General features: G+C 63.3%; 11 protein-coding genes. 10 read left to right on the top strand and 1 reads right to left on the bottom strand.

The annotated features are described in order from the left end of the window. Window positions 1–5 precede the first annotated feature (5 nt). The 10 genes from AC1RMY_RS03920 to AC1RMY_RS03875 all read left to right on the top strand — a co-directional run bounded on the left by AC1RMY_RS03920 (window position 6) and on the right by AC1RMY_RS03875 (window position 12,817). Window positions 6–935: a glycosyltransferase family 2 protein gene (locus AC1RMY_RS03920; RefSeq protein ID WP_492862636.1), complete on the top strand. Its 930-nt coding sequence runs from the start codon at window positions 6–8 to the stop codon at window positions 933–935. A 4-nt stretch (window positions 936–939) separates the two neighbouring features. Next, window positions 940–1,926 (top strand): glycoside hydrolase family 26 protein, encoded by a 987-nt coding sequence (locus AC1RMY_RS03915; RefSeq protein WP_492862635.1) that lies wholly within the window; start codon window positions 940–942, stop codon window positions 1,924–1,926. Then, window positions 1,923–2,771, top strand: coding sequence for an FkbM family methyltransferase (locus tag AC1RMY_RS03910; protein ID WP_492862634.1), 849 nt, complete (start codon window positions 1,923–1,925; stop codon window positions 2,769–2,771). Before AC1RMY_RS03915 ends, AC1RMY_RS03910 begins: the two co-directional genes overlap by 4 nt. A 73-nt stretch (window positions 2,772–2,844) precedes the next feature. After that, a complete protein-coding gene (locus AC1RMY_RS03905) occupies window positions 2,845–4,023 on the top strand; it encodes a glycosyltransferase (protein WP_492862633.1) in 1,179 nt (392 codons plus the stop codon). A 54-nt stretch (window positions 4,024–4,077) separates the two neighbouring features. Further along, a complete protein-coding gene (locus AC1RMY_RS03900) occupies window positions 4,078–5,991 on the top strand; it encodes an acyltransferase family protein (protein ID WP_492862632.1) in 1,914 nt (637 codons plus the stop codon). After that, the gene (locus tag AC1RMY_RS03895) at window positions 5,988–7,313 is read left to right on the top strand and encodes a hypothetical protein (protein WP_492862631.1); all 1,326 of its coding nucleotides are present in this window, start codon (window positions 5,988–5,990) and stop codon (window positions 7,311–7,313) included. The genes AC1RMY_RS03900 and AC1RMY_RS03895 overlap by 4 nt, the downstream gene beginning before the upstream one ends. A 135-nt stretch (window positions 7,314–7,448) precedes the next feature. Further along, window positions 7,449–8,591: a glycosyltransferase gene (locus tag AC1RMY_RS03890; protein WP_492862630.1), complete on the top strand. Its 1,143-nt coding sequence runs from the start codon at window positions 7,449–7,451 to the stop codon at window positions 8,589–8,591. A gap of 152 nt (window positions 8,592–8,743) precedes the next feature. Then, window positions 8,744–9,712 carry an alginate lyase family protein gene (locus AC1RMY_RS03885; RefSeq protein ID WP_492862629.1) on the top strand — a complete coding sequence of 323 codons (969 nt, stop codon included), beginning with the start codon at window positions 8,744–8,746 and terminating at the stop codon, window positions 9,710–9,712. 45 nt (window positions 9,713–9,757) lie between these two features. After that, complete coding sequence (locus AC1RMY_RS03880) at window positions 9,758–11,473, top strand: heparinase II/III domain-containing protein (protein WP_492862628.1); 1,716 nt, start codon at window positions 9,758–9,760, stop codon at window positions 11,471–11,473. A 48-nt stretch (window positions 11,474–11,521) separates the two neighbouring features. Beyond that, on the top strand, window positions 11,522–12,817 hold the full coding sequence (locus AC1RMY_RS03875; RefSeq protein WP_492862627.1) for a hypothetical protein: 1,296 nt from the start codon (window positions 11,522–11,524) through the stop codon (window positions 12,815–12,817). 12 nt (window positions 12,818–12,829) lie between these two features. Here AC1RMY_RS03875 and AC1RMY_RS03870 read toward each other — a convergent pair whose 3' ends face one another. After that, window positions 12,830–13,114, bottom strand: coding sequence for a hypothetical protein (locus tag AC1RMY_RS03870; protein WP_492862626.1), 285 nt, complete (start codon window positions 13,112–13,114; stop codon window positions 12,830–12,832). Between the last annotated feature and the right edge of the window lie 53 nt (window positions 13,115–13,167).

Raw genomic sequence — 13,167 nt, 5'->3', positions numbered from 1 at the left:
CCGCCATGGAAGAGATCCGCAAATCCCCGCGCGCAGCCGGCGCGCCGGCGCCGACCTTCTCCGTGTCGATGGTAACCTATGCGCGCGATCATATCGCGCCGAACGCAGTCGCGCAGGTCGCAGCCGCGGCGGGCGAACGGCGCGACATCGAGTTCGTTCTGGTCGACAACAATCCCGACGAGGTCGATCGCTCCGGCTGGCTCTCCGGCTTCGAGCGCTGGACCTATGTCAAGCTCGGCCGCAACAAAGGTGTCCCGGCCCGCAACGACGGCGCGAAGGCCGCGGAGGGCCGCTTCATCGTCTTCGTCGACGACGATGCCTTCCTCAATCCCGTCGGCGCCTTCGATGTCTACGAAGCGGCTTTCGCAGAGCACCCCAAGGTCGCGATCGTCACCGCGCGACATCGCGACGCCGATACCGGCGAGACGCCCCGCGCCTCCTTCCCGCATACCGACAAATCTCTTCCCAAGGACCAGCCGTTCAAGACCTTCCGCTTCCAGGGCAACGGCTTCGCCATGCGCCGGGAGGCCTACGAAGCCGTCGGCCCGATGTCGGACGAGTATTTCTACGGGCTCGAGGAGATCGACTACGCCTTCCGCGTCGTCGATGCCGGCTACGAAATCTGGTACGAGCCGCGCGCCTGGGTTTTCGAACACAACGACCCCGGCGGACGCAAGCCCAAGCGCGAGGTCGAGGAGATGCGGCTGACCAACAAGCTCATCATTACCTGGAAATACCTGCCGCTGCCCTATGTCCCGATGAACATGGCCCTTTATTCGGCCTATGTGACCTATCTGAACCGTGGCCGCATCAATGTGGCCAAGGCGGTCTGGGACTTCGTGAGCTGGGTTCGCCGGCACCCGGGCCGCCGCAAGCCGATCAGCCCCACCGCACTGCGCTATATCGATGCCTGCGGCGGGCAGGCCTGGAAATAGAGTGGTGGACGTCGTCGTCAGCCGCATCGTGAGGCGCAGCCAGGCTCGGGCGACAATGTCGTTGCTTGCCGCATGCTGGGCCTTGGCCGGCATGCGGGGCGACGCTTCGGCGACGGAATTCGGCGTCTATCGCGGGCCCGGCTGCAAGGGACGCGACCGCATCGCAAGCTTCGAGGCCTTCGCCGGTCGCAAGGTCGAGCGTACCGTCGACGCATTGAACTGGTTCGGAGACTGGAGCGATCTGACGAGCAGCATCCCCTGGGTGATCTCCTGCTGGAAGGGCAGCGGGCGCGCGCTGACACTGTCGGTGCCGATGCTGCCGATGAAGGATGCCGGCAAATTGGCGGATGGCGTTGCCGGCAAGCACGACAAGGTCTTCACGGACACCGCGCTCCATCTCGTCGCGAATGGTTATCACGATGCCGTGATACGCATCGGTTGGGAATTCAATGGAAACTGGATGCCGTGGCGGGCCGACAAGGATCCGGAGAGCTACGTCAAGTATTTTCAGCGCATCGTCATCCTGATGCGCGGCGTCCCCGGCCAGCGCTTCAAATTCGAATGGACGCCAAATCACGGCCGCCACGCGATTGACCCGACCAAAGTCTATCCCGGCGACGCCTATGTCGATGTCATCGGGATGGATGTCTATGACGAGATCTGGACCGACAATATGCGAGACCCGACCATGCGCTGGGCTTATTACCGCGACCAGCCCTTTGGCCTCGCCTGGCATCGCGACTTCGCTAAGGCGCATGGCAAGCCCATGGCCTATAGCGAATGGGGCGTTGGCCAGCGTCCCGACGGGCACGGCTCGGGCGACAACCCCCATTTCGTGCAGCAGATGGCGGGCTGGATCGCAGAGGTGAAGCCGCTCTATCAGAACTATTGGGACGACCCCTCCCCAACTTATGACGCGGAACTGTCCGAAGGCGGGCGCTATCCCCGGTCGTCTGCCATGTTCAGGAAAGTCTTCGGAGCGCCGAAATGAATAATGCCGTCACGGGCGCCGCCGCTCCGGCCTCCCTCTCGATCGACGCCGTCCTGGCGGAAGCGCGTGACCGGTTCGGTTTCACGCCCGACTACGAAGACGAGCAGCTCCGCCGCCTGCCGGAGGTGCTCCGCGGCGCGCGCCGCTTCATCGACGTCGGCGCCAATCGCGGCCTCTATTCCTATGTCGCCAACGCCTTGCTGAAAGACGGCGAGATCATCGCGATCGAAGCCAATCCCGATCTGGCGCGCGATCTTGAACAGGCCATTTCATCCTGGCCGCAGACCGGCAGAAACCGGGTTCGCGTCCTGGCCTGCGCTGCGGGCGATCGCGAGGCGAGCCTGCCCTTTACGCTGGGCCTGGAGGACACGCTCGGCTCCTTCACCCTGAGCGACTACGCCGTCACGGGCGCCCGGACGATCGATGTGCCGGTGCGGCCGCTCGATCGGCTGCTGCCGCCAGAGCCCGGCACGGTCCTCAAGATCGACGTCGAGGGCTTCGAGTACCGGACCTTGATGGGTGCTGCCGCCCATCTCGCGCAGCCGGGCTGCGCGCTCGTCATCGAACTCCATGCCTGGGGCGATACGGAGATCGGGCGCTATCCACACCATGTCCTAGCGCTGTTGCGCCGGTCGGGCTTCGCCACCAAGCGCTTCGGCGAGGCGCATCAGTTCGTGGCCCGCAAGACCAGCGTCGGCGAGGCCTGGCGGGCTTTTGCCGCCGCTGCGCCGAAATTCGCCGCCAAGCACCTGTTGCGGCGGCTCGGCTTGCGTACACTGCTTCACCGCCTCACGGGGCGCTCCGCGGAAGGTGCGCTCCGCGAGCGTTCGGGTGTCAAGCAATGATCGCCTTCCCCCATCCTCACGCTGCAGGAGACGGCCCGCTGCGTCCCGCCATCCCATTCCGCGGGGAGACCGTATGACGACGACTTTCGCGCTGTTGGCATGCGTCTTCGCCCTGGCGATCGTTCATCCCTACACGTTCTACCCCTTGTCGCTGCGCCTGATCCGGCGCGTTCGCGGCCCGGCGCGCCTTCTGGCCACCCAACCGGCGCCAACGCGCTTCGCTATCGTCTGTTGCGCCTATAACGAGATCGCCGTGATCGAGCGGAAGGTCGCGAACGCGCTGGCCGTGCGTGAGGTGCTCGGCGATTGCGAGATCCTGTTCTACAGCGACGGCTCGAGCGACGGCACCTCGGAATATCTGCGTACATGCCCGGCCCCCATACGGGCCGTCATCGGCGATAAGCAGGTCGGCAAGACTGCCGGCATGAATCTGCTGCTGTCGATGACCGAAGCCGACATCGTCATCTTCACCGACGCCAATGTGATGGCCGACCCCGCCTCTGCGGCCAACCTGGCACGCTACTTCCTGGACCCCGACGTCGGCATGGTCACCGGCCGCCTACATTTCCTGAACGGCGACGCCAGCATGACCGCAGAGGTCAGCACGGCCTATCGCGGCTTCGAGGAGATGATCAAGCGTCTGGAGACCGATACCGGCTCGGTCGTCTACACGGACGGGACCATGTTCGCGATGCGCCGCAGCCTGTTCACACCCGTTCCGCCCAACCTGACCGACGATCTCTACACGGCGATCATGGTTCTGGTGAAGGGCGCGCGCAACATCGCGGTCCCGGATTTCGTCGCCTATGAGCATGCCGCGACGGTGCGCCGCGACGAACTGCGCCGCCGCGTGCGGATCGGCTGCCACGTCTTCAACTGCCATCTCCTGCTCTGGCCGCAGATCCGCAAACTCGATCGCCTGACGCTTTACAAATACGTCTCGCACAAGCTAATCCGCTGGTTTGCCGGCTATTTTCTGGTCGGCTTCGCGTTGAGCTTCGCGGCGCTTGTTGCCAGCCTCTTCGGCCTTGCGGCCGCCTTTGTCATCGTGGCCCTCGGCGGGCTCCTCTGCCTGCTCGCCGCGCGCTTCCGCATTCCTGTCATAAGCTCGGGCTATGAGGCCGTCTTCGTCGCCCTTGCGGTGGCCTATGGCGTGAATCTTGCGTTGCGGGGCGAGCAATTCAGGACCTGGGTCATCGCCCCGTCGTCGCGCGACTGGCAGAAGGCGCCGTCGTCGGAGACGCCGCGCTGAACGTCGGCGTGTCGCTGCACACCAGCTCAACCGGCATTTGATGCGGAGCCTTGCTTGACTAAATACCGTGCGGACATCGATGGATTGCGAGCAGTCGCAGTGCTGGCCGTCGTCATCTATCACGCAGGCGTCGCCGCTCTCGGCGGCGGCTACGTGGGTGTCGATGTCTTCTTCGTCATCTCCGGCTACGTGATCACCCGCCGCCTTCTCGATGATGCGGGCGCCGGCCGCTATTCGATTGCAGATTTTTACGTCCGCCGGATCCGCCGGATTTTTCCGGCCCTGTTCTGCATGGTCCTTGCTACCTGGGCGGTGGCGGCATTCCTGTTTCTGCCGCCACAGTTCGAAGACCTGTCGAAGAGCACAGCCGCAACCGGCCTCTTCGTCTCCAACCTCTATTTCTGGCGCAACTCCGGCTATTTCGACGCATCGGCACTGCTGCGCCCGCTGCTTCACACCTGGTCGCTCGCCGTCGAGGAACAGTACTACATCTTCATGCCGCTGGCGGTCTTTGCCGTCGCCCGCTTCGGCAAACAACGCTGGGGCCTGTTCTTCATTCCCGCCGCCCTAGCCTCACTTGCGCTCAGCATATTCGCCACGAGGGTAGCACCGACCGCGAACTTCTTCCTGCTACCGACCCGCGCATGGGAGCTGCTGCTGGGCGCGCTTCTTGTCATGGTTCCGTTGCAGCCTCTGCGGTCGCGGACAGCCGCTGAGGGCCTTGGCATGCTTGCCCTCGGCCTCATCGTCTATGCGGTCCTCGCCTTCACCGAGGATACGCCCTTTCCGGGTGTTAACGCGCTCTTCCCCTGCGTCGGCGCAGCGCTGCTGATCTATCTCGGTGAGGGCCGCCATCGCACCCTGGCGACCCGCTTGCTGGCGCTAAAGCCGCTGGTTTGGGTCGGCTTGATCTCTTATTCAATGTATCTCTGGCACTGGCCGGCGACCGTCTTCACGCGGCACATCCTGCTGCGCGACTTCACCGCGATGGACACGACCCTTCTGATCCTCGCCAGCGGCATGCTGGGGTATCTTTCCTATCGCTTCATCGAACAGCCCTTCCGGCACCCGCGCCCAGACGCCAGGTCGGCCGGCATCTTGTGGAGTGGCGCCGGTGCCATGGCCGCGATCGTCTTGGTCGGCGGCATTGGCATGGCATTCAAGGGAATTCCCCAGCGCTTTCCCGATTTCCAGACGCAAGAGATCGCAGGCCGCGACGAGTGGATGACGCGCACCTGCTTCCTCTCCTCCGACCAGAAATGGCAGGCTTGGGATGCCAATGCCTGCACCAGGACCACGGGACATGATCGCAACATCTTGTTATGGGGCGACAGTTTCGCAGCGCATTACGTGCCGGGGCTCATCCGCAATGGATCGACGCTGCCGGGCAACCTCATTCAATACACGGCCGCGGGATGCCGGCCGATCCTATCCTTCGTCTCGTATTCTCTACCGAACTGCCACGATTTCAATCAACGCGTCGTTGACATCATCCGTGACGCCAATGTTGCGCAGGTCATCATAGCAGCACGCTGGCACGCTCTACGCGGACGTGGCATCGAAGAACTCGGCGAGACACTCGAGCGCCTCAGAATGCTCGGCGTTGCTGTCTATGTCATCGGTCAATCCCCGGAATTCCCGATCGACGTCCAAGCCCTCGCCTATAGACAAGGGCGCGAAGGTGTAGAGCCTGGTCGTTGGCCCATCACCTTCGATCCACGCATCAACGCCGAACTCCGCCGGATCACGGTGGCCGCTGATGCGAACTACGTGGATCCGCTCGACAAGCTGTGCAAGGGCGTAGTCTGCCCCTACCTCGACAAGGGCCGCTTTCTCTACGAGGACTTTGGACATCTGTCTGCAGAAGGCGCCGACATCGCAATTGCCCGCTTCTTCGGGCCTTCCTCGGCCCCCGGGCGAAGTGCCGACAACCGCCGAGGAGCCGTAAGCGGAGCACACCGGCCATGACGATGCCGAATTATATGCGGCCAAGTCTGCAAGGGCCTATTTCTCCGAGGGCAACGGGTTCCTGGAAGACCTTCTGGCAATCCCAAGAAGCCGGTGCCATCGTTGCCCGGATATTCTCGATCGAGCTTGCGCTTGTCGTCCTGACGCAAAAGCTCGCGATCCCACTCGGTGGAAAGGCGCAGGTCGCCTTGGCGCTGCTACTCCACATCGCAGCCTATGCGTATCTCGGGATGAAAGGACTGCTGCGGGTCGACACCCTCCGGCTCTCACTCTTCCTAGCCATGATGGGATGTGCCTTCATTTTTCATATCCGATTGCCGGCAACGGACTTTTCGCCCACCTCGATTGGCTTAGTCTTCGTCATCCTGGCATTCTATGCCTTCGTGATCCCAATCGAGCAGCGTCACTACTTGACGATAATCCGTGTCTTTATCTTACTCGCCATAATCGCAGGCGCACTGGTGTGGCTCGAGTGGGCCTTTCAGATCATTGGCTTAGGAAAACCGAACCTTAATCTCTTAATTCCCTATGAACTTCAGTATCGCGACTACAACTATATCAACAGGATGTGGTTCGGACCGATCCGATACAAGCCAAACGGCATTTTTTTCCTGGAGACATCGCACGCGTCACAGTTCATAGCGACTGGGCTCATCTGCGAGTTCGTCTTCTTCCGTCGCCTTCGCTATCTCGCGTTCCTGACTTTTTCGCTGCTTGGAACATTCGGTGGCACCGGCATCACGATCCTGCTGTTCTGCGCGCCCTTCCTGGCCAAGCATCTTCGGATCGGGCAGTGGCTGATTGCCCTGATCGGCCTTCCGATCGCATTGCTCGTCGCGATGCAGATCGGCTTCCTCGACAACGCCATGAAACGGCTCGACGAATTCGACAAGACCAACGCGAGCGGCAATATCCGCTTTATCATGCCGATCCAGGCTGTCGGCAATGCCGCGACCGGCCCTGCCGACGACTTCATCTTGGGCAAGGGTGCCGGATCGATGCCACGCGGCTCGAACACCGGTCTCGCGTCCTTTGCTTGGGCGCCCTATGCCAAGGTCGTGGTGGAATATGGCATCATCGTCGCAGTGTTCTGGTTCGCGCTAATATGCCTCGGCGTCTTCCGACCGGGGGTACCATTTGTCGTTTCGTGGGCCCTGTTCATCCAGTACCATCTCTTGAATGGCGCGCTGGCGGTCCCGATTCACACGATCTATTGCCTGCTGCTCTCCGGCGCATTCCTGATCGTGAAGGACCGCGTCACTCAGGATAATTCGTTCCCAACGGCCCGAGTACAGCCCTCCCACCACGAGCAGTCGTCTTGATCGGCAAATATTCGCCTTTATAGCTCGCTTCTTCTGTTGCACTGCAGCATCGGTTCGGGCATCGTTGCGCGCGATGAAATCTACATCCGGCCCCTCGGGCTTCGTCCGTCACATTGCGCTCATGGGGGTGAACCAATGACGATCCTGATTGCCTTGTTCATCCTCCTCGTCGCGCTTTTCCTGCACCCCTACATCCTGTATCCCGCAAGCCTGCGGTTGGTCCGGGCGATCCGTGGCCCTGTGCCGCTCAAGCCTTCATTGCCCGCGCCGACCCGCTTCGCCGTAGTCTGCTGCGCCTATAACGAGCGCCGCGACATCGAGCAGAAGATCGAGAACCTCTACGCGGTGCGCGACAAGCTCGGCGACTGCAAGATTCTCGTACACAGCGACGGCTCCACCGACGGCACCAACGAGATCCTGCTGGCGCATCAGGATCGCATCACCGTTTCCATCGCCGAAAAGCGCGGTGGCAAGAGCGCCGGCATGAACCGCCTGCTTTCGATGACCGACGCCGAGATCGTCATCTTCACGGACGCCAATGTGATGATCGATGTCGACCGCATCGGCGGCGTCGGCGAATATTTCCGCGATCCCGAAGTCGGCTGCGCGACCGGCCACCTCGTTTACATCAATAAGGCGGAGAGCCAGACCGCGCAGATCGGCACCACCTATCGTGGTTTTGAAGAGGTGCTGAAGAAGCTCGAGACCGATACCGGCACGGTCGTCTACACCGACGGCACGCTCTTCGCGCTGCGCCGCAAGCTCTTCGCGCCGGTGCCGCACGACATCACCGACGATTTCCACACCGCCCTGACCGTCCTCTGCGCCGGCTACCGCAACATCAGCGCCGACGATCTGATCGCCTATGAGCAGGCCGCGAGCGTCAAGAAGGATGAGTTGCGCCGGCGCGTGCGCATCGGCTGCCGTGTCTTCAACTGCCACAGGCTGTTCTGGCCGCGCCTGCGCAAGCTCGACGCGCTGACGCTCTACAAATACGTGTCGCACAAGCTCATCCGTTGGCTCTCGGGCTATATCCTGATCGCGGCCATGGTCGTCGGCTCGCTGATCGCCGCCATGGCGTTCGGCTGGGCCGGCTTCTTCGGCTACCTCGTCGCGCTCGGCCTCGGCTACCTCGCCGCGACGCGCCTCGCGATTCCGGTCGTGAGCCCGATCATGGAAGCCGTGACCCACACCATGGCGACCGCCTACGGTGTCGCGCTGTCACTGCGGGGCGAACGCTTCCAGACTTGGACGGTCGCGTCGTCGAGCCGTAAGTGACCACGATGCTGAAGGGGTTGGCGGCGCTCGCGCTGCTTGCACTCGCCACGGGCGAGACCTCCGCGGCATCTTTCAAATCCCCTTACGAAATCTCCCCTGGCTTGCGACGAGTCGCGAAGTCATCGGAGGCCTGCCCTGCTCCTGCGCCCCCCATGCGCGACCTCGTGATCGAATCGATCTTCGTCCGGGGCCAGTGGAACGACAAGATTCCCGAGCGCATCGCCGCCCGCCAGGCCGCGACGAAGCCGCTGCACGACTACCTCACCAGGCTCGCCGGCATGACCAATGCCGCGATGCAACTGCCCGAGGCTGCCCGCGAGCCGATCCGCGCTTGCTTTTTGTCCTGGATATCTGCCTGGGCGGAAGGCGGTGCATTGCGCGGCAAGGTCGTCTGGCCGGAAGGCCAATATGAGGTGAAGTGGACGGTGATCGCACTGTCCCAGATGTATCTGCAGCTCCATGCCGGCGCAGCCGAGGCTCCGCCACTGCCCGGGCCCATCGCCGCATGGCTGCGTGCGCTCTCCGCGCCTTTCCCCGAGCAGTATCCCGACAGCGCAGTCCATAAACAGAATCACTTCTACTGGGCGGGACTGGCCGGCATGGCCGTCGGCACTGTGCTGAAGGATCCGAAATTCTACGCCTGGGGCGCCCACCGGATCGAACAGGGGATCGCGGCGATCGATCAGGACGGCTTCCTGCCGCTCGAACTCGAGCGCGGCAAGCTCGCTCTGGTCTACCACGCCTTCTCAGCCAGCGCCTTCGTCCAGGCGGTGGCATTCGACGCGGCCAATGGCGGCAAGATGCTGACGGCCGGCAACGGCGCGATCGGCCGGCTGGCGCGGCGCGTCTTCGCCGGCCTAGCGGATCCCTCGATCTTCGAGAAGAGGACGGGCTCGCCACAGTCGCCCTTCACGCGCGGCGACCAGAACAGCATGGGCTGGATCGAGCTCTATTATAGGCTGACGAAGGACCCTGCGGCGGAACCCTGGATTCGCGCTCTGCGCCCTTTCAGCATCATCTGGCTCGGCGGCGACATCAGCGCCGCCTTCGGCGTGCCACTCGGCCCTGGGCCGAAAGGCGTCAGCCCCCTGATCGAGCCCACTGCAACACCTGCACGATAATCCTCTGCCTCGACAACTCGCGCCTGCCGCCCTTGGAGTCCGACCATGCCCAGCCCTTCCGGAGCTCTCGTCAAGCTCGGCGCGATCCTGCGTCTGCGGCCGGAACAGATCTACGGTCACCTCCGCCGGCGGGCGCGCAACAAGATCATGCCAAAATTCGCCAGCCGCTACCGCGCCGGACTAGAGCAGGCTGCCGCTGTGCTGCCCCCTTTCGCGCCTGTCGCCGCAGCAGAGCCACTGGCACGGATGATCACGCAGTTCTACGGGGCAGAATACCACGAAACCGTGCCGTCATGTTTTGACGGTCGCTTCAACCTGATGAGCAAGATCGTCGATTTCGGCTCCGTCGAGGCGATCGACTGGCGTATCGCCGCTGATGAGGGTGCGCGGCAGATCTGGCGTTCCAACCTGTCGCAGATGGGTTATCTACCCGTCGCGATGGAAAGCGAGCCCGAGCGTGCCTTCGCCTTCGCGGCGAAGCTCGTGCGCCAGTTCCGCGCCTCCGCGCGCTTCGAAATCAGCCGCGACTTCGTCGAAATCTGGCATCCCTACATCGCGTCGCGCCGGGTCCTCTCGCTAGCCTCTGTGCTGCTGCTGGCTCCCCAGCATCTGCGCGGCACGGCTGACTGGGCGGACATCGAGGCGTTCATGCGCTTCAATGTTGTCTATGTTCAGCGCAATCTCGAGGTCGATCTCGGCTTCAACCATCTCGAGCGCAATCTTGCTGCCCTGGCGCTGTTCTGCCTATGCTGCGCGAAGCCGCCCACCGACATCGTCGCCACGCTGCAAGCGACCTTCGATGCTGTCGTCCGCCGTACCATCTGCGATGACGGCGTGCCCGAGGAACGCTCGGGCATGTACCACGCGCTCACCATCGAGAGCTTCCGGATTTACCGCGCCCTGCCGATCTGGTCGGCCGAACAGGCAGCTTTGCTCGAAAAGCGCCTCGCCGATCTGGAGACCACGCTTGCGGCGCTGACGCTGGGCGACGGCTATCCCATGATGTTCAACGATGCTTGGCTTGGCGAGAACCCTGCGACGTGCGACATCGTCGGCGACCGCCGGATCGGTTTCCACGTCATGCCCCAAGGTGGCTATGTGCGCTTCGCAAAAGGCCGCTGGGTTGCCGTGATGGATGCCGGGCCGATCGGCCCCTATGAAAATCCGGGCCATGGCCACGCCGATTATCTCTCGATCGAGGCGTCGATCGGCGAGAGGCGCTTCATCGTAGACCCTGGCACGCTGCTCTATACGGCAGGTCCCCTGCGCGACAACCTGCGCAGTTGGGAGGCGCATAACGGCCCGGTCTTCGTCGGCGAGCGCCCGGTGACCTTCATTGATTCATTCAAGGTTGGGCGCCACGCCGCCGCAGTCCTCGACGAAGCCGGCGAAGATCCCGACGGCACCCAACGCGCAACAGGCTCGCTCGCCTTCAACAACGTGCGCGTCGCGCGCGCGGCCTCCCTGTTCGAGGGCACGATGACGATCCGCGACGAATGGACCGGCGCTGGCACCCGCCGCACACGATTCCTTATTCCCGCCGACTGGGCACTCGAGCGCCAGCAGGATGCGATCCTGCTGCGGGCGGGCAAGGATGTCGTGACCGTGAGCTGGACCGACTGCGACCTCGCGGTCGGCGACGCCACCTGGTCGCTGTATTATCGCGTCGAAGAAAAGGCCCATGAGATCGTGTTGACGCCGCGCGGCGACAGCCTAGAGGTTCGCTTTTCTCTCGCTGGAGCCCCCGCGCCGAATGGCTGAGCCATCACCGCCGCTCTCGACGAATTTGCTCGCCGGAAGCGAGCGCGCATGATTCAGCGTGCCGTCGCGGGGCGGCTCGCCGCACGCCTGACCGGATTCGCGCCGCTTCACGCGCTGACGGCCGGCCTCAACCTCGTTTACACCTTCGTCCAGATGCTCGTCCTGGCGCGCGTTCTCGAGCCATGGCGCTATGCCGAGATCATCGTTCTCGTCTCGATTGCCTTCTACCTCCAGCCTCTCGACCAGAGCCTCGGTCGCGCCAGCTATGTCGTGCTGCGTCAGCAGAAGGTCGCGCGCGGGCTCGAAAGCCCGCGCGACGACATTTCCACCTTCCTGCTCGGCCATGTTGCCCTGCTGACAGCCGTCTGCCTGCTGGCGCCGCTCGCGCTGGGCCGCGCCGGCCCAGCGCTTTATCTCGAGAACGTCCTGTTCCTGATGCAGGCGTTGTTTATGAGCGCCTGGGCCTTCAACCTGCAATCGACCGCCTGGGCGGTGGATCTGCAGCGCAGCTTCTCCATCATCTCGATCCTGCGGCGTGCTGTCCATTTCGTCGCACTAGCCGCGCTTTGGCTGACGGGCAGCCTGCTCGTTTTCGGCTTGATCACCTTCGCCGCAGTCGTCATCGGCCACATTGTGGCGATGGCACTGATCTCGCGACATTCCTTTATTCCGCTCTGGCCGGCTTGGGGAACACTGTCATGGCGGGCGATCGGAACCCATCTGCGCCATATCGGAACGTCGTTCCTGAACGCGCTGTCTGAGCTCATCATCCTCAACTCGCCCTATGGCCTCCTGACATTCCTCTTCGGCGTCGGGCCGGTGGTCGTGGTCTACGACTCCGTGATGAAGCTGACGCGCTTGACCATGGCGGGCTCGCGGACTATCGCCGAGATATTCCTCTCCCGGTTCACCCGTGCCCTCATCGAAGGCCGGCGCAGCGATGCCATGCGCGCGGCAACCATTGCCGGCACGGTCTGCGTGGTGCTGTCGCTCGTTCCAGCCGGGATCGTCGCCTTCGCCGGCCCGCTCGTGTTCTCGCTGTTGCTCGGCCAGAACAACGTCGTGCCGCCGGAAGCCTCGCTCGCCGCAGCCGCGATCATCGCGATCAGCGGAATCTACCAGCCGACCGCATTGTTCCTGAGCTACGGCAATTACGAGCAGGGCATCCGCCGCTTCACGCTGCTGTGCAGCGTGGCGCTCGCGGTCTTCGTCGCGGTCGTGGTCGCGATCATGCCGCCGATTACGCAGATCATCTGGATCTATGCGGCATTCTTCGGCCTATGCGCCTGCTTCAGCGCCTGGCTGTCCTTCGAGATGATCCGGCGCGTCCCCGCGGCGTCCTGAAAGGGGATGCGGCTAAGCCGCCACCCTGGCCGCAAGCGCGGGGCGCGGCGCCGGAAGCATTGCGCGCAGCGACGTGACCATCAGGTCGGTCATCGCATCGTTCTCGCGGCGCTGGAGCAGCATCAACTGGCGCAGCAGATAGTCCTGCGCCATCGGCGGGGTCAGCCGGACATGAGCGACGCCATCGCGACCCTTGGAGCGCGCCCAGCCGTTCTCGATCGCGGCCTCGCGCGCCTCATGCGGGGTACCACCGAAAGCCTGAGCCAATTCGCTGTAAGTCAGCCAGATCTGCGCCATGTCTCGTTCTCCTGTTGAACGCAACATGACGGTGATGTGTAAGAGTCCGGTTC

This window comes from Allobosea sp. GW822-FHT03F07 (assembly GCF_058801345.1).
This window is presented reverse-complemented; position numbering and strand designations above follow the sequence as displayed.

Coding starts and splice junctions, on each gene's coding strand:
- AC1RMY_RS03920 (WP_492862636.1), top strand. CDS start 6: ATGGAAGAGATCCGCAAATCCCCGCGCGCAGCCGGCGCGCCGGCGCCG.
- AC1RMY_RS03910 (WP_492862634.1), top strand. CDS start 1,923: ATGAATAATGCCGTCACGGGCGCCGCCGCTCCGGCCTCCCTCTCGATC.
- AC1RMY_RS03905 (WP_492862633.1), top strand. CDS start 2,845: ATGACGACGACTTTCGCGCTGTTGGCATGCGTCTTCGCCCTGGCGATC.
- AC1RMY_RS03895 (WP_492862631.1), top strand. CDS start 5,988: ATGACGATGCCGAATTATATGCGGCCAAGTCTGCAAGGGCCTATTTCT.
- AC1RMY_RS03890 (WP_492862630.1), top strand. CDS start 7,449: ATGACGATCCTGATTGCCTTGTTCATCCTCCTCGTCGCGCTTTTCCTG.
- AC1RMY_RS03885 (WP_492862629.1), top strand. CDS start 8,744: ATGCGCGACCTCGTGATCGAATCGATCTTCGTCCGGGGCCAGTGGAAC.
- AC1RMY_RS03880 (WP_492862628.1), top strand. CDS start 9,758: ATGCCCAGCCCTTCCGGAGCTCTCGTCAAGCTCGGCGCGATCCTGCGT.
- AC1RMY_RS03875 (WP_492862627.1), top strand. CDS start 11,522: ATGATTCAGCGTGCCGTCGCGGGGCGGCTCGCCGCACGCCTGACCGGA.
- AC1RMY_RS03870 (WP_492862626.1), bottom strand. CDS start 13,114: ATGGCGCAGATCTGGCTGACTTACAGCGAATTGGCTCAGGCTTTCGGT.